Raw genomic sequence first — 21,726 nt, 5'->3', positions numbered from 1 at the left:
CAGTCTTGTTTTTTCGCTTTATCTGTCCAGAGGATAAATATCGTTCCGTTCAAATAATCTCCACAGCTGCTCAGCCATAAATTGAGGCGGATGCGGCATTTTATTCAGAATCCACCACTCCACGGTACCCACGAAGGCTGAGGCCATAAATTGGGCAATCAATTCCTTATCCATTTCCTGATTGATGTCATTCATTTTTATCTTCTGGTCTACCGTTGACGCAATGACTTGCATCAGGCGTTCCCGAAATACGGTTGTTCTTTGATTGGCAAGCATGGAAGAGAAGAACAGGTAATTCTCCTCAAAATAAACGAATGCAGGCTTCAGCGCACCAATCAGACTGGTTTGCACCTGATTAAACTCGTTGAATTTGCAGGCACGGAACATTTTGTTCAAATGGTCATCTATACATTGATTAAGCAGATCATATTTATCCGTGTAATGAAGATAGACGGTTCCCCGGTTTACATTTGCCCGTTCCGAAATGTCATTTATGGTAATGTGATCGAGTTCTTTCTCGGAAAACAGTTCCAGAAACGCCTTGTTGATGGCTTCCTTCGTCCGTAGAATCCGGCGGTCTATTTTCGTTTCCGCAGCCATTTTGCCATTGCCTCCCCTGTTATTGAACATTCCCGGTGCTGCTGTTGGATATGAAACAAAAGCGAGTATATTAGCGATTGAATTAACTTCTCTTCTCTATATAATAATAATCAACAGCAGTAAGATAATCAACTGTCGTTAAATAACCAACACCAGTTTTATAGCAGGAAAGCAATAACAAAATTCCTTTAAGGGGCGATAACGAATGGAAAACTTGAAATCCAAGGTCATCATTATTACGGGAGCATCCAGCGGAATAGGTGAAGCAACAGCGAAGTTATTGGCCCAACAGGGCGCAAAGGTCGTATTGGCGGCAAGAAGAGAGGATCGTCTGCAAACCATCGTGAACGATATTAAACAAGACGGCGGAGAAGCTGTGTATATACCAACGAATGTAGCTTCATCAGAGGACATGCAGAAGCTGGCACAGTTTGCATTGCAGCAATATGGCCGGATCGATGTGCTTGTGAATAATGCCGGAATTATGCCGGTTTCCCATTTGAATGAACTCAAGATTCAGGAATGGGATCAAATGATCGATGTTAACATCAAAGGCGTTTTGTACGGCATCGCCGCTGTTTTGCCAACCATGAGAGAGCAGAAATCGGGACATATCCTTAACGTCTCCTCGGTTGTAGGTTATCAGGTAAGTCCGACCGCGGCTGTGTACAGCGCTACAAAATTTGCAGTCAGAGCGATTTCGGAAGGGCTGCGCCAGGAGGAATCTCCTTCCTCCAATATCCGGTCCACCATCATCTCCCCGGGACTTACGGATACGGAGCTGACCGATACGATCAGCAGTCCTGAAATAAAAGCGATGGCAAGTCAAATGAAAAGCATGGCCATTTCGCCTTACAGTATCGCAAGAGCGATTGCCTATGCCATTAATGAACCCGAGGATACCGGAGTCAATGAGATTATTATCAGACCGACGATACAACCCTGATGCAATCATCCTGATGGAAAAATACGTCTCGAGGGATCCTCTCCAAAGCAATGGTCGTCCTTTTTATGTTCAACAAAAATAGGATTGTTTTAGGGCAGCTTCGCTCAATGCGAAGCTGCCTTTTTTTATCCCGCTGCGACTTTTCGCGGATGGCGAATGCGGGGATGATGTTTGCGTTAAACCGCCTGGGCGCAAGCGGACTTGTCATTGATGGAAGCTCGTGTTCATCCACTTATTAGCGGCTCCATATAGCCTCCAAAAGATGTATCACCAAAAAATCCGCCTTTACAATCGACTCTAAGTCAATTATAATCGATTGATAGTCAATTATAATTGATTTAGAGTCAATTATTTCAGTTAACAAATTATACACTGAATACTTATTCAGGGCGGAGGATGAATGATGAGTAAAAAGGTCATCTTGATCACGGGTGCATCATCCGGTATAGGCAAAGAAACCGCAAAGAAGCTTCTATCCGAAGGTCATATTGTTTATGCCGCCTCAAGGCGGGTTGAACAAATGCGCGATCTAACAGAATCAGGCGCGATAACAGTAAAAATGGATATTTCAATAGAGGAAGAAATCAGAGCTTGTATCGATAAAATCATCAAGGAACAAGGGAGAATTGATGTGCTTTTCAACAACGCCGGATTTGGTCTTTACGGGAGCGTAGAGGAAGTGAGCATGGATGATGCGAGATATCAGTTTGAAGTGAATATTTTCGGATTGGCCCGAATGACCCAGCTTGTCGTGCCTTACATGAGAGCACAAAGAAAAGGAATAATTATCAATACTTCATCTGTAGGCGGAAAAATCTACACGCCGCTTGGCGCATGGTATCATGCCACCAAACATGCCCTGGAAGGATGGTCCGATTGCTTGAGACTCGAATTGAAGCCGTTTGGAATAGATGTCATCGTTATTGAGCCGGGAATTATTGAGACCTCATTCGGAGATGTGATGAGCGAGCCTATGCTGAAAACCTCTGGAAACGGTCCGTATAAGGACTTGGCAGAGTCCGTTGCGAAGACAACCAAAAGCTCCTATCAGGCAGGAGGCGGTTCATCCCCTGGCGTAGTGGCAAATATCGTTTCAAAAGCAATCGCAGCGAAGAATCCCAAAATCAGATATGCTGTCGGTAAAATGGCCAAACCCTTGATTTTGTTGAGAAAATGGATTAGCGACAGGAACTTTGACAGACTCATTATGAGTCAGATGAAATAAAGACAAAGCTTTGCCAAGAATACCTTGATTCCAGTTTGAGGATGCTCAATCTGAAGTCAGGGTATTTGTCCTTTTCCTTGACAATCCTGCATGTATTACTTACGATTGACTGCAAGTCGACATAGAAGTTAATGATCGAGGTGCTGGTTTCAATGAAAAGAGCCATGACGGAAAGCGCTAAAGCAGAGAAAGCGAAGCTGATTTTAGATACCGCACGTGAAATGTATCAGAACAGCACATTTGATAAAATCAAAATGAGTGATATAGCGAAAGCGGCGAAAGTTTCAAACGGGACGTTGTTTTATTACTACAGCACGAAAGAAATTCTGTTTATGGAAATGCTTTTCCTGGAATACGAGAAACGCTTTCAGAATTTCGTGAATCTCCTTCTTGCTTCTCAAACCATGACACTTGAAGCATTCAAAACCTTTTTTCTGAGCGAGATGGAAAGCATTCTGGACCAGGATTCCGTGTTGACCCGATTGAGCGCCATAAAGAATACCATTCTGGAAAAGAATATCGATCAGGAAACAGCCGTTAAAGACAGTACGGGTTTGTACGCAATATTAGATAATATCGTACGCTTATTGACTGAAAGAGTGAGTTTATTAAATGCTGAAGCTTTTTACGATTTACTGCTGGCTCAGAACGCCATTATTGTAGGGTATGCCAATATGGCAAGCATGCCCGAGGTGCTGCTTAAAGCGATTGACGACAATGAGCTGGAAGGTTTCAGAATAGATTTCAAGAAAAATGCATTGACCGCAATGGATTATTATCTTGTTGGATTATTTGAAAAGCTGAAGATTAATTAAAAAGCCTGGCGCCGGATATAATATTTTTCCGTTTGTTAATCAAGCACGTTATGTTAAAATATATAGAATGTATTTTACAATCAATGAAGCAGGTGAAGAAAGTGAACGGGCAATCCGAGTACAATGTATTATTGTTTTACAAATTTATCGCCGTACCCAATGCGGAACAATTTACGCAGGAGCATTTGGCTTACTGCAGAGAGCTTGGCATCAAGGGACGCATCCTGATAGCCGACGAAGGAATTAATGGAACCTTATCGGGGACGATCGGGCAGACGGAGCAATACATGCATGATCTGCGCCAGAATCCTCTTTTTGCTGATATTGTCTTCAAGATCGATGCCGTCGAAGGACATACCTTCCGTAAAATATTTGTCCGCTACAAGAAGGAACTGGTCACCTTCCGCTTCAACGAGGAAGATATTAACCCTACTCTCCAGAGCGGCAAGCGGCTCGCTCCGAAGCAATTTTATGAATATTTGCAGCGCGATGACGTGATTGTGCTCGATGGCCGCAATGGGTATGAGTATGACCTGGGTCATTTCCGCGGCGCCATCCGGCCGGACATCGAGACCTCCAAGGAGTTTCCCGAATGGATCAGGGAGAACCTGAGCGAGAATAAGCATAAGCCGATTCTGACCTACTGTACCGGCGGCATACGCTGCGAGAAGCTGAGCAGCTTTCTGCTGAAGGAAGGCTTCGAGGACGTTTATCAGCTGGATGGCGGCATCGTCACCTATGGACAGGATGAGGAAGTGAAGGGCAGATTATTCGACGGCAAATGTTATGTGTTCGATGAGCGGATCTCCATTCCGGTCAATCATACGGAGGAAGCCAATGTAGTGGGACAATGCCATCATTGCACCAAGCCCGCCGACCGTTACATCAACTGCGCCAATGATCTCTGCCATCACCAGCATATTATCTGCGACGAATGCGAAACCCTGCACAATCATTATTGTTCCGAGGAATGCAGCTCGTTCTCGCAGGCAATCTAATTTACGGTCAAAATGCAACCACTTACCCTCCCGCTGCAGCCGGGAATGGATAAGTGGTTTTTTTTATAAAAAACAGCGCCGATTTCAGGAAGCTGAAATCGGCGCTGCCGGTATGAATAGAAATGTGCCGCTGGTGAATCTTAATAAGCGAGTGAGAACAAGCCGTTGATATGAGCCAGGTAGCGGGCGTTGCTCGCTTTTTTCATCAGGGAAGCCGGCGTGCCTTTCAGCTCGATGCCGCTGCCGCCAATGCTGCCGATTCCGTCTTTGCGTCCGAGACTCGCCAGAGTACCGGAGAATACCGGGTTGAACGTGTCCATGCTGCTGCCGTTGAAGAAAGCTGCGATGTTCGCGCCGGCAAGCTCGCCCATTTGCCAGGCCAGCTGTGCTGTCGGCGGGTAAGGACGGCCCTCGGGACCAAAGACAACCGCACAGTCGCCGGCAAGGAATACTTCCGGATGGGATACGGATTGCAGGAATTCATTGACCGTGGCACGGCCGCGGTTTACTTCTACGCCGCTTTCGGCAACCAGCGTGCTGCCTTGAACGCCGCCTGTCCATACCAGCGTGCTCGTATCGATTGTTTGGCCGTCTTTCAGGCTGACAACAGATCCGTTCACTTCTGTAATGGCAAGGCCTGTCAGGAACTTAACGCCGCGCTGCTCAAGGCTTGAAGTTGCACGCGCAATCAGATCGGCCGAGAAAATCGGCAGAATGCTTGGCATAGCCTCAACAAGATAAAGCGAAATATCGGCAAAATCTACGCCGTTCTTGCGGCAGATGCCTGGAAGCTCGTCCGCCAGCTCGCCCACAAGCTCCACGCCTGTAAGTCCGCCGCCGCCGATAACGAAAGTAGCGTCCGCTTTGTTTTTGGTTTTGCTGTATTCGCGGATGCAGTCTTCAACATGCGCGTAGACACGGTTGGCGTCCTGTACGGATTTCAGGGTCAGGCTGTTTTCCTGCAGTCCCGGAATACCGAAGTAGTTCGTTTCGCTGCCCAGAGCAAGAACCAGGGAATCATAACGATAGGATTCTCCGCCCTCAAGCTTCACTGAACGGCCTGCGACATCGATTTTTTGAACCGTGCCGACTTTAACGTTGATTTGCTTGCCTTTAAGCAGCTTCTCCAAAGGCAGGGCAACCGCCTTCTCTTCCACATTGCCCGCCGCAAGACGGTGCAGTTCCGTGATGATTTGATGTGAAGGAACACGGTTAATGACTGTGATTGTAGCCTCTTCTGCCGACAGATGCTCACGTGCCGAAAGAGCGCTCAACAAGCCGCCGTAACCGCCGCCCAATATAAGAATATGTTTACTCACGTTCATCCTCCGTTCTGAATGATTAATCTATTCGTCTTTTTTATTTCTTTCGCCCAGAATATCCAGGTAAGCTTGGCTGAAACGAAGCATTTTCTGAAGCTCCGGATCTTTCAGCAGCTTAAGCATGCCAAACAAACCGATGGTTGCTTCGCTTTGCTCAGCGCGGTCATTCGCTTCGATAACGGCAGATGCGTAGCCTTTGACTTTCTTCTCAAGCGGCTTTACCACCTCTTGAAGGCCTCCGACCATATCTTGAATAAGCACGCGGTCCGTTGCCACTTTTGAAGCAAGATCATACGTTTTGGTAAGCAGAGTCATCATTTCAGTAAGCTTCGGCAGTTGTTCCACCAATACCGTTAAGGACTCTTGTACTTCCGGCTTTAGCAGTTGATCCAGCACATCCGGCTTGGCAGCTGCTTGTACTGCGGTAACTTCTGTTTGTTGTACAGTTGTTTCTGACATTTGCACGTTTCCTCCTTCATTCAAATAAATAGTGCCGGCTCGCTGCTGAAAACGGATACTCTTCTAATCAGTCGGAATGTAATAACTTTTCATCTATCAGCCTTCTTAGTGAAAATCTTCACATAGAATCATAGAGGTTGGCCGTATCCAGACTGATGCGAACGACATGGTCACATCTGTATCTATTGTATACCTAAACGACGAATTTTGCATCCCCAAAACAAATTGTCAGATCTTTTGTTTTTATGGCGGATCTGGATTTATTATACGGGATAGTCTGGCTGCTTATTCTACCTCGGCCAATGAGAATTTTTCAACAAGAAAAACGGCTGGGTGCATATCGCGCTGCCGGTTATTTTTTAATATGAGGGTTATGGCGTTGTTCCTTGCTTATCCCAGATGTAAATTGTAACCGTTTAACATTTGTTGGTTCCTGTTATCGGAATTTATGGATGATGAATAGTGGAGAGAACCGCATTTTTTCTTCAGGTACGGCACTTAAAGAATTGCGAAGTCGATTCATACCGCTAACCGGGGGCAGACCGAACATTCGGGCATATTTCCTGCTGAATTGGAAAGGACTTTCATAACCTGCCTGAAAGGCCGCATCCGCAGCTTCCGCGACGTTTCCCTAAGCAGCAGACGGCGGGCCTTCTGCAGTCTTATTTGCTTCTGATACTGCAAGGGACTCATGGCGGTAACTTTCTTTGAAATGCTGATGCAGCGATGACGGGCTCATATTCACAGCCCTTGCCAGCGCTGTTTATTGTCTTTTGCTAACCAACCTTGCCGCTGACCAAAATCAAATAGAGGACCGCCTGCAATTTGCCAGGCGGTCCTCTATTTGAATACGGAGCTGATTACAGAGAAAACAAGGTGTATACACCTATAGCCAGGACAATAACGGAGACTGCGCTGCATAAATAAGTATGCCGCGTCAGATTGGCGCGTTTCCTCCATGCTAATGCCAGCTGCCGGCAGGCAAAATACATACTGATTATATTGACAAGAAACAGCACGAGAATGAGCACATCCATAATGACGGAGCCATGACCTTCCATATCCCGATGCTGCAACTGCATCCCCGCTGTCGCGCCCATTATGAGCGGAGCCAAGGCCCAATGGATCAGATGCAGAATAATGACGCCCGTAACCGAAATAAAAGATAAGGTGGAATATTTCGACTCAAGACCCATTACCCTGATTTTCTGCAGCATTCCATTCCCCCTTTTCACTTAAGGCGGCGGCTTGTTCTTTACACTGCGATTGTCTGAAGCTTCCTATTTGCCGTTATTTTTGTATATTCATTCCTCTCCGATTGCAGAACAACCATATAGGAAGGCACGTTGAAAAAAACAGGCAGCCTCCCCGTTATACGATCTGCTCCACATGCACCGATTTGTCTTTGCTTAAATCCAGATATTGGCCTTTCACCTCGACAAGGGGACTCAAGGGATCATTGGCATGAATCAGAATAATATTGCCCCGCTGTCCATTGGAGAGGCAGACCTCGCTGCCAATCAGCATGTCCATGATACGCGCGAGAAAGCATAACGTTGTCTCCGGATCGAGCAGCCCATAGGCATTTTGCGACATTTCCAGCAGCACCTGATAGAAAGGAACCTGTTTCTTGTAGACCCGCTTCGAGATCATCGCGTGAAAGACGTCCGCGACGGCTACGATTTTGCTGAAAGGGTCCATCTGCTCTCCCTTGATGCCATGCGGATATCCGCTTCCGTCCTCGCGCTCATGATGCTCCAGAGCCACCAAGGCGTGCCGCTGCGCAAGCCCCGGCGTTTGCCTGATCAGTTCGTACCCGTAAAGCGTATGCTTCTTCATTTCATCAAATTCTTCAGGCGTCAGCTTGCCCGGTTTATTCATGATCGCTTCAGGGACTTTCGCTTTTCCGATATCATGCAGGAAGCCCGCGATGGTCAGATCCAGCAATTCCTCTTCGCCAAGACCCTTCACTTTGCCGATTAAACGGGCAATCAGCGCAACTGCGATAATATGACGGTAGGTATATTCATCATTTTCGCCGAAATAGGTGAAAACCTGCTTTAAATAAATATGGTTGCTCATATCCACAATGATCGGCACCATCGTATTGCGGACATGCGCAAACGGAATCTCATCGAAGTGCTGGACCTGATGAAAGACGTCCTTGATTTCCACAATAGCCGAATTCAGCAGGTGCAGGACCGGAAGATCTTCAATATCCTCTTCCTTCAGCGTTATTTGATGTTGAATGAGCCGCTTCAGATTTTTTCGTGTGAGCCGGGAAAAAGCAGGCACAATCAAGGCACCCATTTGGTTGTACATATTTTTATTTACTCTCATGCCTACATATTGATATTGCCGAACAGTCGGAGTCACCAAGATTCCACCACTTTCACGGGGTGCTTATTATAGAAGAAATCAGATTAAGCCTGCATCATGTTATCGATATCAAAGGTTGTATTTTCGACAGACTCCAGAATTTCTTTACTGTAATTCCCGATAGAGACTCTTCCCGAGTGCATTCTGACGACGCTGACCCGCCTCTTGGCTTTCAGCAGCGTGGCCGCTCCGGTCTGCCCTCCTACAATCTTCGCCGTGATATCCCCTTCGGCTTCCAGCCTTGAACCGCGGCAAACGGCCAGCCGATGCTTGAAGGATATATTGCCGGCCGAGTACAAATCACTGACAAGAACTCCGTCGCGCTGGATCAAAATATCGCCATTGGATTTGAGCTCGCTGTTATGGCATTGATTGATGGTAATATTGACCAGCGCCTCCTGCATGCGGGCCACCTCCTGATGGGCGTCCGTCAATAGGGACAGGAAGCTCTGGATGCCATTTCTGGTGGCCGACTCAATGAGCTGCGAGGGCTTCAGGAAAACCGCCGCCATTTCCATCAGCTTCTGGTACTCTTCTTTCTTCAGATGGCGGATATTGGCGACCACGGATAGCAGATCCTTGATTAGCCCCGGTATATCCTTCATTTTCTTCTCCAGCAGCAGCAGCACAATCTGTCCGTATTTAACCGTCTGGTCACGTGACTGGATCGCTTGCTCCAGCACCTGGGAGCCGATCAGCAGCTTCTCGATCTGCTTGCTCAACAGCTTCGAGGTGTTGTATAAACGGTTGAACATGACACCGAAGTATCCCGAATACAGCTTGCTGCCCATTACATTCCCCCGGATATGGATGCATCCCGTTGCTGTGATGGTCGCATTGAAGACACTGCCAATGACATATACATTCCCCAGAGATTCAATAATCATATTGTCGGTTACATTGCCATATACGATCACATCGCCGGAGAAGACAATATTGCCCGTTTCAATGTCCACATCGCCGGAGACGGTATACGCTGTCGAGATATCAAAGACTTTGATTTTGGTTCCCGTAATCCGCGGGCGTCCTTCTTTTCTGGCGATAATGGCCCCCTGTGGAGTCAGCTCTACGCCCGACTTGGCTACCAGCAGGATATCAGCCGGCGCTTTGGGCGTGATCAGATTGCCGTAAACATCGTATCCCGGGATGCCGTCGATAATCGGGGATTTCCTGGCAATAACGTCGCCGCTGGTGACGGAAGGAATTTGCAGATGATTGCGGAAGTCAACCGTCCCTTCCGTTTCATGGAAACGGCTTTCGATCTCCTCGGAGAAATAAATCTCCAGCTCCGCATCCTTCCCGGGTACGGGAGCTTTGCCCCTGGCGATGAGAATCGGGCTATAGGTGGGCTGCAATAATTCCTGATGAATAGCGGCCAGGTCGACGTTTGCTTTGATCGATTTCTTTTCAAGCACGGCGGCGACATCTGTCAAATGCACACTTTCAAGAACCATATTCCTGTCTTCCTCGGCAGATAATATGATTTTGGCAAGAGGCTCTGTATCGGTTAGCTGCCAGGCATACCGTTCTTTGGCGTGAAGGTGGAAATAAGCGTGAAGCTTGTCTTCCGAGACCGTAATCTCATACATCGGTTGATTCTCAATTTCCCAAAGGATGCTGTCGCTGGAAGTCACGTTGATTTCTGAATGTATGTCATGATGATTTACCTTTAGTTTGACCGGGGCAATAGCACTGATGACGGGGAGCTTGCCATTATTGACGGGATCATGGACAATTATGCGGTGTTCAATTACCTGAATCCAGCCGTCCTGCTTCAGGGGGCTTCTGATATCCCCTTCGTTAGTGGAAGATCTGGAAGCCGCCTCCACTTCACCCAGATGCAATTGCTTGATCAGCTGTGACAATTCATCTTCAGAGATTTTTTTCTTCACGTTAACACCTCTCAAACCTCAGACCAGAATGGTTTTTTTTAACAAAAAAACACCATCCGATTGGATCGTGTTTATACACCACCAATTCGGCAGCCTGGCGACCATAGAGATGCTCTCTTTAGGCCCATAGCTTTGCGTCCCTGGCTTTCGGCAGGTTTGCCTTTATCGTTTGAGTTTCTTAATTAATAGTCACTAGTTCCTATTTAAAGTTTAATAATTAGGAAAATATACCTTGCAAGTCCAAATTGAGTGTACTAAAAGGACTGCCTTTTGTCTAATGCAGTCAAATAAAGAAGTTCGCCTGTTTACAGCCGTTCATACCTGAAATCTGCCATGTTCAGGACGGAAAAACGACTTTTCAAGTCATTCGATAACTATTTTCACTCCGCTTCCGATAGGCACGAAGGGTGATTGCATTTTAATATTGTTAGCGTTATGATTTCAAATCATATCATTCCGTGATTCTGCAAAAAAACGATGATTAAAATAGATATTTCTAATAGATATTTAAATATAAACGGTTTTCATATGGGGTTTTTGAATATTTTTCCATTCCGCTTTTTTTCGTCGGGCAGCCCAAAACAAGTATTGGAGTGTAAACAAGAATGATAAATATCAGGGTCATTATTGCTGACGAAGACAATCAAACGAGAGAAACTGTCAAGAAGTTTATCACTGCGCTTCCTTATATTGCGCTCATTGGCGAAGCTCCCGACGAACATTCCGTTATGGAAATCATGGTCCGGGAGAGGCCGGATTTAATTTTGACCGATCCTTCGCAGCCGGGCCTGGGAGGACTTAAGGCGCTGAAGGACTATTTGCAGATCGTCCCCCGTCTGAAAATGATCTGGATGGCCTCAGGCCAGGAGTATGCAATCGAAGCGTTCAATATGGGTGCAGTCGACTATATCATAAAACCGGTCCTTCGCACCAGACTATACAAGGCGCTGGAGCGAACAAAACATAATCTTGAAATGGAACAGAAGGCCAATCATTTGTTCATTAATCCGGACCCCAAGCTGATTATAAAAATCAATAAAAATATTCATATCATTCCTTTTAATGAAATACTTTTCATAGAAAAGATGGGAAAAAAATCTATAATACATACACTGAATAACGATCCCCTTGAAACCTATGACAAACTGGAACCGGCTCCTCATCTGGTACAGGCTCACCGCTCCTATCTGATCAATCTCAGCAAAGTGTCCCGTATAACCAGGATGGGTGAAACCTACCAATCCTTCTTCGGCAGCTATCCCAGACAGGCGTTGATCGCCAAATCGAAAATGAAAGATATTCAGGAGCAGCTTCTACTGAGAGACCCTAAACAGCCTTAAAAAAGAAGCCGTCAATTTCCGGTTTCAAGCTTCATTCGCGATTTCACCGAACGCGCATATTCCGAAGGACTCATCCGCGTGGCATTCTTGAATGCCTTGGAAAAATAATGGACGCTGCTGAATCCCAGCTGCCGGGAAATCTCTGTGAAATTATAGCTTTCTTCCCGGATGTACCGCTTGGCGCGCTCGATCTTAAGCTTCGAGAAGTACTCCTTTACGGAATAGCCGGTATTCTGCTTGAATAAGCTTTTGAGCTGGGTTTTGCTGATATGCAGCTCGCCGCAGATATCGTTCACATTCATCGGACCGCCGATTCTTCCTTCCATAAACAAAAGCGCCTGTCTGGTCAGTTCATCCTTGCTTTTCTCCCGGGCTGGCGAGGACAAGGGTTTTTCCGATTGCAGAAAACTGCTTTTTCGCAGCAGACGGATCAGGAAAATTTCCAGGTAACAGCGGAGCAGCTGCTCGCTGCCGATCACCGCACCCTCGCGGCGCTCCAGCGGATGGCGGAACGGGAAAATGAAGGCATTCTCACCCTCCTTGATCATCTGCGCCAGTAGATTGCGCTCCTCATCCTCCAGACTGAACACTTTATCCGCAAAACGGTTCATTGAGTCCGACCGGCAGTCGAACGTCATGACGATCGCATTGGGCGCTTTGCCCTTGGCGGCATAAAATTCATGAAACTCATTCGGCTTATGAAAAATAATCATGCCCTGCTTCAGCAGCTGCCTCCTGCCGTCGGCAAACACCTCGATTTCTCCCTTGTCCACGTACAGAAACTCCCAAAAGTTATGTTTTTCACCGTTAAACCCGAAGTCCTTGTCCAGTTCAAAATAATACATCGTGATGAGCTTCTCAATGACAAGGGTCTGCTGCAGCTGTGTCCGCTGCAGATCGTCCAGCTCTGCTTGCGTGCTCACTTGCAATCATCACCTTCCGCTTTATCCGTTAATGCTATCATACCGCGTGCCGCCAGCGGCGGGAAGGGTCGCCCGATAGCAAAACAACAAAAAACGGGGCTTTTTGAACAAAGCCCTTCCGCCTCTAAGCTCTTATACTGGTAGTAAATCCAGTCAAGCAGATCATAGGAGGATGGCAAGATGAATTTGGGTGTAATCGGTTACGGGCTTCGCATACGCACGATAATTGCGGAGATTGTCAAGCAGGAGCCCTCGTGCAGGGTGACGGCTATCGTCGATGTGCGCAAGGATGAGATCCGGGAGGAGCTTCAGGCGCAGGGAATGGACAGCATCCATTATTATGATACAGCCGAGGAAATGCTTGGCGCTGAGAGCCTTGACGGCATATTAATCGGCACGCGCTGCTCGCTGCATACGCCAATGGCGCTGAAGGTGCTGCAAAGCGGAATTCCGCTTTATCTGGAGAAGCCGGTATCCACGACGATGGAGGATTTAAGACGGCTGAAGGCGGGCTTTGAAGCATCCATATCGAAGGTGGTGGTATCGTTTCCGCTGAAGCTGACGACGATCGTGCAGCTGGCCAAGGAAATTATCGATTCCGGCAAAATCGGTACGGTGGAGCATGTGCAGGCCGTGAATAATGTGCCGTATGGCGGGGTTTATTACCAAAGCTGGTACCGGGACGAGCAGGAAACCGGCGGACTGTTTCTGCAGAAGGCCACGCATGACTTCGATTATATAAACAGCCTGCTTGGGATCAAGCCCACCGAGATTGGCGCGATGACCTCCAAGCAAATTTTCAAGGGCACGCGGCCGGCAGGCCTGAAATGCGTCAACTGCGAGGATAACCGGGTCTGCCCGGACAGCACCGCCTTCAATAAAGATCGCTGGCGCAGCTGGGAGTACTGCTGTTATGCGGAGGATACCGGCAACGAGGATTCCGGAAGCTCCCTGATCCGTTACGAATCCGGCATGCATGTCTCCTATTCGCAGAACTTTTTTGCCCGCCGGGAGGCTGCCGCGCGCGGAGCGCGTTTGCTTGGCTATAAGGGGACGCTGGAGTTTGATTTCTACACCGGCAAAGTGAACGTATTCATGCATCATACGCCGCGTGTGGAAACCTATGATATTTCAGGGGGCGAAGGACATTTTGGCGGCGATTCCACCCTGGCGCAAAATTTCGTGGCTATCATGCAGAACGGCGCGGAATCGCTCTCCCCGCTGGAAGACGGTTTATTGAGCGCGTTGATGTGCCTGAAAGCCAAGGAATCAGCCGAGACCGGCATGTTCCGCTCCATTGATTGGGCGTAGCTCGCGGCGAAGCAGCGGCAGGGAAAAATAAAACGTGACTTTTCCTTCCTCTGCCCGAACACCGAAGGAAGCGTTGTGGCTCTGCAAAATGGTCCCGGCAATGGATAGCCCGAGACCGGTGCCGCTGAATTTTTTGCTGCGGGAGCTCTCCATGACATAGAAGGGCTCCCATACCCGCTCCCACTCGGCCTCCTTCCCGGTGTTCGTGCTGTTGGTGATGCGGAAATGAACGGCGTCCTCCTTCGCCGCAAGCGTCAAGGCCACCTGTTTGCCGGTCGAATATTTCATCGCATTCGTCATGAAATTGTGCAGGGCGGATTCAAGCTTCCTCCTGTCCGCCATCACCCATGATGGAGCGGGCAGGCGGTCGTCCACCTCCAGCTCCAGGTCCTGCTGCCGGAACGCAATCCGGTATGCGATCAGCATCTCCCCAAGCAACTGCCGAAAATCGACCGGCGCGAATTGATACGTCTCGGCCTGCAGCCTGGAGAGCTCCAGCAGACGGTCGATCATCCCGGACATGGCTTCGCTCTGCTGCCGGATCACATCGGCATAGCTGGCATCGTCCAGACCGTCCTGAATGCCGGACGCGTACAGCTGAATCAGGGACAGCGGCGTTTTCAGCTCATGCGAGATATCCGCGATAAACATCCTCAGATTGGCATTCTTCGCTTCCAGCGATTGATGCGCGTCCTCCAATTTATCGCTCATCCGGTTGATACTGCTGGCCAGGGACTCAATTTCATCGCCCGTCCGGATATCCACCTTGGCAAATGACAAATTGGAAATCGCCTCTGCCGTTTCATTCAGCTTCGCAAGCGGTTTGACAATCCGGGTCGTATACAGAGCGGACAGCACGATAAGCAGCAGCAGCATGCCAACCCAAATGTACAGATTGAAGCGGTTGACGATCTGGATCGTATCCGAGGAATAGGAGATGGACTCCCCAACCGCAAATACATAACCGCCTGCTGGCAGAAAATTGACCAGGAAGCTGGACTTCAGCTTCGCCTGATCATATATTTTATTGACCTTTCCCCCTTCGCGCAGCGCCGCCACGCTTTCCTCGGCCAGCCAAAATTTGCTGAGGGCGATGCCCTTCCGGTTAAACTGCACGATGAGCCGGCTGTTCAGGTCATTGACCGTATCCGCCAGGGAAGTATACGCGATCGTAACCTGATACTGCTCCTCCATAGGTCCGATCCGCTCCACCAGCTGCCCGTACTCCATGGCCGCCAGCTCCGAAGTCAGGCCGGAAAGCTTATGCTTCTTCTGGTACAGGAAGTATTTGGGAAGAAAAAATGTATTCACGGCAAAAGACAGCACAAAAACCGCGCACAGCGCCACCGTAATCCGCAGGATCAGCTTCCTGGTCAGTTTACTCATCGGCATCCACCAGACTGTAACCCATTCCCCGGAATGTTTTGATGCGATGCTCGCCGACCTTCTCCCGCAATCTGCGGATATGGGTATCCACCGTGCGTTCTTCGCCGAAATAATCGAATCCCCACACTTGATCGAGCAGCATTTTGCGGGTCACAATCTGCCCCTTGTTGACAACCAGATATCTCATCAATTGAAATTCCCTCGAGGTAGCCAGCACATCGTGCCCGCCGCGATAAATCTTCTGTCCCTCCATATCAATGGTCAAATCGCCGAGCATAATCTTGTCAGTCAGCTGCAGCAGCTTGCGCGCGCGAATGAGCAGGATGCGCGGATCGAACGGTTTGCGCATATAATCGTCAGCCCCCGACTGCAGGGCGGCAAACTCATCTTCCTGATCGCCCTTGGCCGTCAGCAGCAGCACCTTCGTCCGGCCCGTCTTCTTGATTTCCCGGCAGACCTCGACACCGCTCCGCTTCGGCATCATCCAATCCAGAACCGCCAAATCCACCCCGTTGTTATAGAACAGATCCAATGCCTCCTCTCCGTCCTGCGCAAGAAGCGTATTGAACCCTTCTTTATGAAAATAAGCCTTTAATATTTGCAGCATAAGCGGTTCATCGTCAGCAAGCAGCAGCTTCATGCCCGCACCTCCTTCCTCCTGTGCCGCTGTATGGCAAAGGCAGCAGCAAGCCTCCCCACTATAAACTCCGTATGTTACACCAGTATGACAGAAGCGTCTGTCTCCGGACAAGCTGTCTCCTTACCGCTCCCGCTTCAGGTCAGGAGGACTTTTTTTGCCGGCATGCACTTTCCTGTAACAAAACTCTCTTACACTGACTCTGGCTGCAACGACAACAATTGGAGGAGATAACATGAAACAACGATTAGCTTTGATTTTGGCGGCAGGCATGCTGATGTCTGCCGCAACCGGATGCGGCAGCGGCGCTGACGCCCCCGCCTTACCCCACCCATCAGTGAAGAAGGAGGTTCCGGTTCTGCAGACGAACGGGGTCGTGAAGGTGAAGCCGGCGGAAAGCCATTTTGATTTCGAAGTGGATCCGGAGACCTTTGCCCTTGCGATTATCAAGGACGGCGTACGGCAGCAGGCATCGCAGCCGCTGCCCAAGGAAAAGGTAAGCGGTCTGGTCAAAAGCAAGGATTCGATCCAGTGGACTTACCCGGGCAAACTCAAGGTCAGCATCGCCAGGAAAGGCGATTATTTGGACATCCGTCTGAACAGTATCGGCGCTGCCCAATTTCAATGGCCGGCCGTCAAGGCGGACAGCTATATGCTTCCCATTGGGGAAGGGAAAAAAATCCCGGCGAACGATGCGAATTGGAAAACCTTCCTGAACGGCCAGGCCTACACCTGGAGCGAATCGTTCTCGATGGACTTCTTCGCTCTGAATGCCGCGCCGTTCTCCATGGTCTATGTCGTGACGAACAAGTTCAATAACGAGGTCCATTTTGACACATCCCCGTCCGTGCAATTTCAATTTACGCATCAATTCCCTGCTATAAATCCAGACAAAAGCTATGGCTTCCGTCTGTACGTGACCGGCAGCGAACCGCAGGAGGTCGTGCGCCCTTACAAGGATTACGTCAAAGAGAAGGGAGACTTCGTCACGCTGGAGGAAAAGGCCGGAGACAATCCAAACATCCGCAAGCTGTACGGAGCCCCCCAGATTTATCTGTGGAGCGGGTCCATTCTCACCGACGCCGACGTGAATTGGCCGAAGCTCCGCGCCCTGCTGCCAGGGCCGCTCGGTTCGTGGCTGGTTCGGCTGCTCGCAGGAACAGCCGACGGCAGCGGCGAGTACGAGGAAGTGCTGAAGCAGGTTCCCAAGCAGGATTATTTGGACAAGTACCAGAAAAGAATCGTGCTGGACGCACTGAACCAGGGAATGAGGATGAAAGGGTTCTACTCCCCTTCCGTGTTCCCGAACCCCGGTGAGGAGGCTGAGAAGCTCCTCGCTCAGGGACCCGGCAAGCTAAGCGAGGAAAAGCTGTATGATTTGAACAAGCTGCTGCTCAAAAGCGTGCTCAAGAACACTGCTGCCGATTTGTCTGAATGGGGCCAGTCGGACTCGACGAATCTGCTCAAGGATATGCACAGCTCCGGCATCGAGAACGCCTGGATCGGCTTATCCAATTGGGCCGACGGATTGATGAATCCCCAACTGGTGAGCGAAGCGGATCAGCTGGGCTATCTCATCGCTCCATATGATTCCTATCATTCCATTCAACAGAACGCGGATCCCTCCTGGAATACTGCTTCCTTCGCAGATTCTTCACTTTATGAGAACGCGACGATCACGCGCAAGGACGGGACAAAGGTTGCCGGATTTCTGCAGCGGGGGCGCAAGCTGAACCCTACCCTCGCGATGCCCAGCGTGAAGCAGCGCGCGGAAGGCATTTTGCAGGACGGAATCGACTTTAATTCCTGGTTCGTGGATTGCGACGCGACAGGAGAAATTTATGATGATTACTCGCCTGCTCATGTAACGACACAGCAGCAGGATCTGAACGCCCGGCTTGAACGGCTCGGCTATTTTGCCAAGGACCGCAAAATGGTGGTCGGCTCGGAAGGCGGCAACGACTATGCCAGCAGCGTAATCGCTTTCGCCCAAGGAATCGAGAGCCCGGTCATCGCCTGGGGCGATCCCGATATGCGCGACAATGAGGACAGCGAATATTATGTCGGCGGCTATTATTCTGCGGACGGCATACCCGACCGCTACGGCAAACCCGTGCCCATCAAACCGCTGTACGAGAAGGTCTATTCCGATCCGGCTTATACACTTCCCTTATATAAGCTGGTATATAACGACTCCATCATTACGACCAATCATTGGGAGTGGGGCAGTTACAAGATCAAAGGCGAAGAGGCGGACCGGATGCTTTACGGGCTGCTGTACAACGCGCCTCCCTTATATCATATGAATCGTCAGACATGGGAACAGTACAAGGCAAGCGTCGTCGATTACCTGAAGGTCTGGTCCCCGTTCAATCGCCAGGCCGTAACCAGGGAAATGAGCGGATTCTCCATTCTGACTGACGACCGGCTGGTGCAAAGCGCGCAGTACGGGGACAATCTGAAGGTTATTGTCAATTTCTCCACTCATGACGTTACATTGGACAAGGAAGTCGTCAAAGCGAAATCGGCCGTTATTTATGAGGGCAAGCAGCGTCTGGAATTCAACGCCGCTGCCAATATCAAGCTCATATCTTAATTCCCATGGTTTCGGACCGCGCGCAGCACCCAGCCCCCCTGTGGCGCTGGGCGACGGCTGCCGGCCGCATGCCCGGCCATGTCCCCGCCATGACTCAGCTGCCTGATAAGGCATCCCCTGCAGGCATAGAAGCGCCGCTGTGGACGGGGATGACTTTACCGGTAATCCAAAAAGGCTTCCGCATTCGTATCTGCGGAAGCCTTTTTCAGTATGCGTCTGCTCATGGCACATCAATTCTCTGCCTTTTTCATTCTTTCATTCAGCCCACCCGCAAGATCCGCCACCCTTTATTGGATGCTCGCCGCTGCGGGCGAAGAAAGCCTGTTCCATAGAAGCTTAAAAAAATCATGCCTTGGATGGCCCCATAAAAGTCACATTCAATACCTGCTGGGCTGCTTTGCGGTGGGCCTCAATAAGTCCTTCAGCCTGTATATCCAGTTTGCTGACTTCCTTGTAAGGAAGCGCCGCCGCAACATCCCGCCGAAACGGGAACAGGGACAGCTCAATTACATTTTTGTTTTGCCAATGGACCTGGATCTTTCGCTCGCTGCCCGGTTCAGCCGAATAATGAACACCGCTGCCAAACCATTCATATTCCTGCGCCGGTGTCCCCGGCTCCTCCATACACAAAAATAACGAAAGCTCGTCACACACCAGCATGATGCCCAGGTGGTGCTGAACCTTTGCATCCAAGGCGGATTCAATGCCGAGCAGCTCAAGCAGCTGCTTTTGCCTGATATATTCTTCGTTCAGATACCCTTGCGTCTCCTCATCCCTGATTCTTTCGAACAAGGTCGTATACAGAAGGCTGCACAGCAGAGCCGAATACGGGTTCTTGGCCGCAACCTCAGCGATTCCTTTCTTGTAAAATGCGAACCGCGGCTTAAGCGGAAAGTCGCGGAAGGAATACGGGCAGCGCCTCGCGTCATTCCAGAAGGGCGAGAAATCCAGATCGATCCAGCCCCGGTCATGCTGATAAGCCGCATAGATAAGATCCTCTTTCCTTTCCGGATCATGCAACCATTCATTATTCCACTCCGAGGCAAGAACTCCGGATATTTGTGCATGATCATGCTGGTTAATCATCACGAATGCATTCGCTTTCTCATAGACGATCATATCGGCAGCCCCTTTACATCCGTCAGATTTGTTATTCTTATTATAGGCATGAGCGGGGCAAAAAAGCATCATGAGAGCGCTTTATTTTCTATTGACCATCTCCCGTCCAGCCTCCATACCGCCGCATTGTTAAAGCGGTGCGTCTGTATTACAATGATGGGACGTATACAGAAGGAGGAGCTGCTTCATCATGGAATTTTCGCTTGAACGCATTGAGAACAAGATTGAATTTTTTGAGGCTTATGATTTGAAAACGCTGGAGATCAGAATCAATGATCAGATTGAGAACAATAAGGCTTTGCTGCTTGACGTGTTCTCTCTCAGCCACCAGGCGGTATTCAATCCTCTTGCCAATAAAATGCTTTACAGTGCCGTCGTCCACTTCAAAGCCAAGTAGAGCTTGCCCGGCGAAGGCCATAAAAGACAGCGACCATGCTCCCTTTTGCCTGCAGAGGGAGCTTACTCGCCTGTCAGACTGCGTCTCAGCCAGTCAAACGAAACGCGGCCGCTGACTTGGTGAGCCCCCGGAAACAAATCATAAGCCAACCGGTTCTCCGCCCCCTGCTGACGATAGATCTCCTGGAGCTCCCGGACCGCCCGCTTGAAGCCGTGCGCCGGAAAGATGGGATCGTTCTGGCCCGATTCAAGAAACAAGGGGCGCGGGGCCAGCAGGCCCATCAGCTCCGGAAGCTCCCCATGGGTGAGTATCCCGGGCGTAAAATTGCAGATACAGTGATGTACGGCCATAATGCTTTCCTGGAACGTATTCGGGAAGCCGATCAGCACTGAGGCTCTCAGGCGCTCATCCAGAGCCGCCGCAGCGAAGGCGATCAGGGATCCCCCGGAGAAGCCGGCGATGCCGATACTAGCCTTATCCACATCCTCACGCCCCGCAAAATAGTCCAGCGCCCCCAGCGTTTCATGAACGCGCAGCCCTGTCAGGGTCTTGCCCAGCATTAGCAGCTGCGTAGACATCCTGTAGCAGGAGCTCGGTGCGCCGGGATCTGCCGCCAGATCAGCCTGCATACGGCGCTCGCCGAAGCCGATCACATCCGGGGCGATGACAATCATTCCTTTGCCGGCCAGCTGTACGGCAAAATGATGATAGCCGTCCGGCGGGCCGTTGTCTGCTGTCCCGTCCTCGTTTAGACCGCAAATCTGCCTGCTGCCATAACCGTGTCCATGCAGCGCGATAACGCCCGGAAGCTTCCCGGAGGAGCCTTTGGGTACAAGAACATAAGCGCCGAAGGAAAGCCCCGGCACAACTGTCAGCTCCACCCTCTGACGGATATATCCGCCGCAGTCAACCTCTTCCAGCAGAACCGGATTCAAGGACGCAGCGCGTTCGAATTCGCCCAGTGATTCCTGAAGTGAGCGAATAAGCCGCTCCTTATGCTGCCCGCTGGTCTCCCCAAGAGCTTCCTCCCGGCGCCGATCAGTTGCCCGCTCATATAACTCCTTCAAATACCCATCGCCTGTCCACATTTGCATATCCCCGCTTTCATCATCATGATTTTCAGGATTTTCTGCATGGATTTCGTTCAGTCACAAGATGCGAAGCTCTTTATTACCTTTCTCCATGGTCTGCTTCAATCCCTGTTTCGAGACGGCCCAGACTATCGCCTGTTCATCTTTAAGTGAATGCCCGCCGCTCACCGAAGCCGAAAAACAGGTAATTCACCCGTTTAATAATAGATGTATTTAGCAGGAGCATACGTTATAATATAAGAATTAGCATCTGATGCCCGCAGTTGACTTTGAAAGACAAGACTTGGGAT

At 49.7% G+C, this 21,726-nt stretch carries 19 protein-coding genes, 1 pseudogene and 1 riboswitch; of the genes and pseudogenes, 8 read left to right on the top strand and 12 right to left on the bottom strand.

Annotation, left to right across the window (positions count from 1 at the left end):
• Positions 1-18: 18 nt before the first annotated feature.
• Positions 19-600, bottom strand: a complete 582-nt coding sequence (locus AC0YOA_RS32200) for a TetR/AcrR family transcriptional regulator (RefSeq protein ID WP_475790086.1) — start codon at positions 598-600, stop codon at positions 19-21.
• Positions 601-805: 205 nt separating this feature from the next.
• Between AC0YOA_RS32200 and AC0YOA_RS32195 the strand changes: the two genes are divergently transcribed.
• The 4 genes from AC0YOA_RS32195 to trhO all read left to right on the top strand — a co-directional run bounded on the left by AC0YOA_RS32195 (position 806) and on the right by trhO (position 4,584).
• Positions 806-1,546, top strand: coding sequence for an SDR family oxidoreductase (locus AC0YOA_RS32195; protein WP_475790085.1), 741 nt, complete (start codon positions 806-808; stop codon positions 1,544-1,546).
• A 400-nt stretch (positions 1,547-1,946) separates the two neighbouring features.
• Positions 1,947-2,771: an oxidoreductase gene (locus AC0YOA_RS32190; RefSeq protein WP_475790084.1), complete on the top strand. Its 825-nt coding sequence runs from the start codon at positions 1,947-1,949 to the stop codon at positions 2,769-2,771.
• A 152-nt stretch (positions 2,772-2,923) separates the two neighbouring features.
• Entirely contained in the window at positions 2,924-3,586 is a 663-nt protein-coding gene (locus AC0YOA_RS32185) for a TetR/AcrR family transcriptional regulator (RefSeq protein WP_475790083.1), read from the top strand.
• A gap of 83 nt (positions 3,587-3,669) precedes the next feature.
• Complete coding sequence (gene trhO, locus AC0YOA_RS32180) at positions 3,670-4,584, top strand: oxygen-dependent tRNA uridine(34) hydroxylase TrhO (RefSeq protein WP_475790082.1); 915 nt, start codon at positions 3,670-3,672, stop codon at positions 4,582-4,584.
• 140 nt (positions 4,585-4,724) lie between these two features.
• Here the strand turns inward: trhO and AC0YOA_RS32175 are convergent, their stop codons facing one another.
• The 6 genes and pseudogenes from AC0YOA_RS32175 to AC0YOA_RS32150 all read right to left on the bottom strand — a co-directional run bounded on the left by AC0YOA_RS32175 (position 4,725) and on the right by AC0YOA_RS32150 (position 10,636).
• Positions 4,725-5,903 carry an NAD(P)/FAD-dependent oxidoreductase gene (locus AC0YOA_RS32175; RefSeq protein WP_475790081.1) on the bottom strand — a complete coding sequence of 393 codons (1,179 nt, stop codon included), beginning with the start codon at positions 5,901-5,903 and terminating at the stop codon, positions 4,725-4,727.
• A 27-nt stretch (positions 5,904-5,930) separates the two neighbouring features.
• Positions 5,931-6,365, bottom strand: coding sequence for a DUF1641 domain-containing protein (locus tag AC0YOA_RS32170; protein WP_210037511.1), 435 nt, complete (start codon positions 6,363-6,365; stop codon positions 5,931-5,933).
• Between the two features lie 436 nt (positions 6,366-6,801).
• Positions 6,802-7,122 (bottom strand): annotated as a pseudogene (locus tag AC0YOA_RS32165) (helix-turn-helix domain-containing protein); the annotation flags it as partial.
• Positions 7,123-7,225: 103 nt separating this feature from the next.
• Positions 7,226-7,582, bottom strand: coding sequence for a hypothetical protein (locus AC0YOA_RS32160; RefSeq protein ID WP_475790080.1), 357 nt, complete (start codon positions 7,580-7,582; stop codon positions 7,226-7,228).
• Positions 7,583-7,736: 154 nt separating this feature from the next.
• Positions 7,737-8,687 carry an HD-GYP domain-containing protein gene (locus tag AC0YOA_RS32155; protein ID WP_475790079.1) on the bottom strand — a complete coding sequence of 317 codons (951 nt, stop codon included), beginning with the start codon at positions 8,685-8,687 and terminating at the stop codon, positions 7,737-7,739.
• A gap of 101 nt (positions 8,688-8,788) precedes the next feature.
• Complete coding sequence (locus AC0YOA_RS32150) at positions 8,789-10,636, bottom strand: DUF342 domain-containing protein (protein WP_475790078.1); 1,848 nt, start codon at positions 10,634-10,636, stop codon at positions 8,789-8,791.
• Positions 10,637-10,721: 85 nt separating this feature from the next.
• A riboswitch (cyclic di-GMP riboswitch) is annotated at positions 10,722-10,807 on the bottom strand.
• Between the two features lie 434 nt (positions 10,808-11,241).
• Between AC0YOA_RS32150 and AC0YOA_RS32145 the strand changes: the two genes are divergently transcribed.
• The gene (locus tag AC0YOA_RS32145; RefSeq protein WP_210037488.1) at positions 11,242-11,976 is read left to right on the top strand and encodes a LytR/AlgR family response regulator transcription factor; all 735 of its coding nucleotides are present in this window, start codon (positions 11,242-11,244) and stop codon (positions 11,974-11,976) included.
• A gap of 11 nt (positions 11,977-11,987) precedes the next feature.
• Here the strand turns inward: AC0YOA_RS32145 and AC0YOA_RS32140 are convergent, their stop codons facing one another.
• Entirely contained in the window at positions 11,988-12,899 is a 912-nt protein-coding gene (locus AC0YOA_RS32140) for an AraC family transcriptional regulator (RefSeq protein WP_475790077.1), read from the bottom strand.
• A 180-nt stretch (positions 12,900-13,079) separates the two neighbouring features.
• On the opposite strand from AC0YOA_RS32140, the gene AC0YOA_RS32135 reads away from it, so the two are divergent.
• Entirely contained in the window at positions 13,080-14,210 is a 1,131-nt protein-coding gene (locus tag AC0YOA_RS32135; protein WP_475790076.1) for a Gfo/Idh/MocA family protein, read from the top strand.
• Here AC0YOA_RS32135 and AC0YOA_RS32130 read toward each other — a convergent pair.
• Both AC0YOA_RS32130 and AC0YOA_RS32125 read right to left on the bottom strand, forming a co-directional pair.
• Entirely contained in the window at positions 14,169-15,596 is a 1,428-nt protein-coding gene (locus AC0YOA_RS32130; protein WP_475790075.1) for a sensor histidine kinase, read from the bottom strand. The two genes, AC0YOA_RS32135 and AC0YOA_RS32130, sit on opposite strands and share 42 nt — an antisense overlap.
• Positions 15,589-16,236: a response regulator transcription factor gene (locus AC0YOA_RS32125; RefSeq protein WP_475790074.1), complete on the bottom strand. Its 648-nt coding sequence runs from the start codon at positions 16,234-16,236 to the stop codon at positions 15,589-15,591. The genes AC0YOA_RS32130 and AC0YOA_RS32125 overlap by 8 nt, the downstream gene beginning before the upstream one ends.
• A gap of 232 nt (positions 16,237-16,468) precedes the next feature.
• Between AC0YOA_RS32125 and AC0YOA_RS32120 the strand changes: the two genes are divergently transcribed.
• Positions 16,469-18,829, top strand: a complete 2,361-nt coding sequence (locus tag AC0YOA_RS32120; RefSeq protein ID WP_475790073.1) for a glycoside hydrolase — start codon at positions 16,469-16,471, stop codon at positions 18,827-18,829.
• 345 nt (positions 18,830-19,174) lie between these two features.
• Here the strand turns inward: AC0YOA_RS32120 and AC0YOA_RS32115 are convergent, their stop codons facing one another.
• Positions 19,175-19,948: a DUF3891 family protein gene (locus AC0YOA_RS32115; RefSeq protein ID WP_475790072.1), complete on the bottom strand. Its 774-nt coding sequence runs from the start codon at positions 19,946-19,948 to the stop codon at positions 19,175-19,177.
• Between the two features lie 190 nt (positions 19,949-20,138).
• Here AC0YOA_RS32115 and AC0YOA_RS32110 point away from each other — a divergent pair, with 190 nt between their 5' ends.
• The gene (locus AC0YOA_RS32110; protein ID WP_475764951.1) at positions 20,139-20,345 is read left to right on the top strand and encodes a YrzA family protein; all 207 of its coding nucleotides are present in this window, start codon (positions 20,139-20,141) and stop codon (positions 20,343-20,345) included.
• Between the two features lie 62 nt (positions 20,346-20,407).
• Here AC0YOA_RS32110 and AC0YOA_RS32105 read toward each other — a convergent pair whose 3' ends face one another.
• Positions 20,408-21,433 carry a dienelactone hydrolase family protein gene (locus tag AC0YOA_RS32105; RefSeq protein ID WP_475790071.1) on the bottom strand — a complete coding sequence of 342 codons (1,026 nt, stop codon included), beginning with the start codon at positions 21,431-21,433 and terminating at the stop codon, positions 20,408-20,410.
• Positions 21,434-21,726 lie beyond the last annotated feature (293 nt).

Source organism: Paenibacillus sp. JT22N12 (assembly GCF_056269365.1).
Note: the sequence above shows the minus strand (reverse complement) of the source record. Positions and strands in the feature narration are given on the sequence as shown.

What these genes read in the sequence shown, in the direction of transcription:
- AC0YOA_RS32130 (WP_475790075.1), bottom strand. Translation starts at nt 15,596, where the DNA reads ATGAGTAAACTGACCAGGAAGCTGATCCTGCGGATTACGGTGGCGCTG.
- AC0YOA_RS32145 (WP_210037488.1), top strand. Translation starts at nt 11,242, where the DNA reads ATGATAAATATCAGGGTCATTATTGCTGACGAAGACAATCAAACGAGA.
- AC0YOA_RS32120 (WP_475790073.1), top strand. Translation starts at nt 16,469, where the DNA reads ATGAAACAACGATTAGCTTTGATTTTGGCGGCAGGCATGCTGATGTCT.
- AC0YOA_RS32195 (WP_475790085.1), top strand. Translation starts at nt 806, where the DNA reads ATGGAAAACTTGAAATCCAAGGTCATCATTATTACGGGAGCATCCAGC.
- AC0YOA_RS32135 (WP_475790076.1), top strand. Translation starts at nt 13,080, where the DNA reads ATGAATTTGGGTGTAATCGGTTACGGGCTTCGCATACGCACGATAATT.
- AC0YOA_RS32110 (WP_475764951.1), top strand. Translation starts at nt 20,139, where the DNA reads ATGGAATTTTCGCTTGAACGCATTGAGAACAAGATTGAATTTTTTGAG.
- AC0YOA_RS32105 (WP_475790071.1), bottom strand. Translation starts at nt 21,433, where the DNA reads ATGTGGACAGGCGATGGGTATTTGAAGGAGTTATATGAGCGGGCAACT.
- AC0YOA_RS32185 (WP_475790083.1), top strand. Translation starts at nt 2,924, where the DNA reads ATGAAAAGAGCCATGACGGAAAGCGCTAAAGCAGAGAAAGCGAAGCTG.
- AC0YOA_RS32125 (WP_475790074.1), bottom strand. Translation starts at nt 16,236, where the DNA reads ATGAAGCTGCTGCTTGCTGACGATGAACCGCTTATGCTGCAAATATTA.
- AC0YOA_RS32115 (WP_475790072.1), bottom strand. Translation starts at nt 19,948, where the DNA reads ATGATCGTCTATGAGAAAGCGAATGCATTCGTGATGATTAACCAGCAT.
- AC0YOA_RS32170 (WP_210037511.1), bottom strand. Translation starts at nt 6,365, where the DNA reads ATGTCAGAAACAACTGTACAACAAACAGAAGTTACCGCAGTACAAGCA.
- trhO (WP_475790082.1), top strand. Translation starts at nt 3,670, where the DNA reads ATGAAGCAGGTGAAGAAAGTGAACGGGCAATCCGAGTACAATGTATTA.
- AC0YOA_RS32190 (WP_475790084.1), top strand. Translation starts at nt 1,947, where the DNA reads ATGATGAGTAAAAAGGTCATCTTGATCACGGGTGCATCATCCGGTATA.
- AC0YOA_RS32155 (WP_475790079.1), bottom strand. Translation starts at nt 8,687, where the DNA reads ATGTACAACCAAATGGGTGCCTTGATTGTGCCTGCTTTTTCCCGGCTC.
- AC0YOA_RS32200 (WP_475790086.1), bottom strand. Translation starts at nt 600, where the DNA reads ATGGCTGCGGAAACGAAAATAGACCGCCGGATTCTACGGACGAAGGAA.
- AC0YOA_RS32160 (WP_475790080.1), bottom strand. Translation starts at nt 7,582, where the DNA reads ATGCTGCAGAAAATCAGGGTAATGGGTCTTGAGTCGAAATATTCCACC.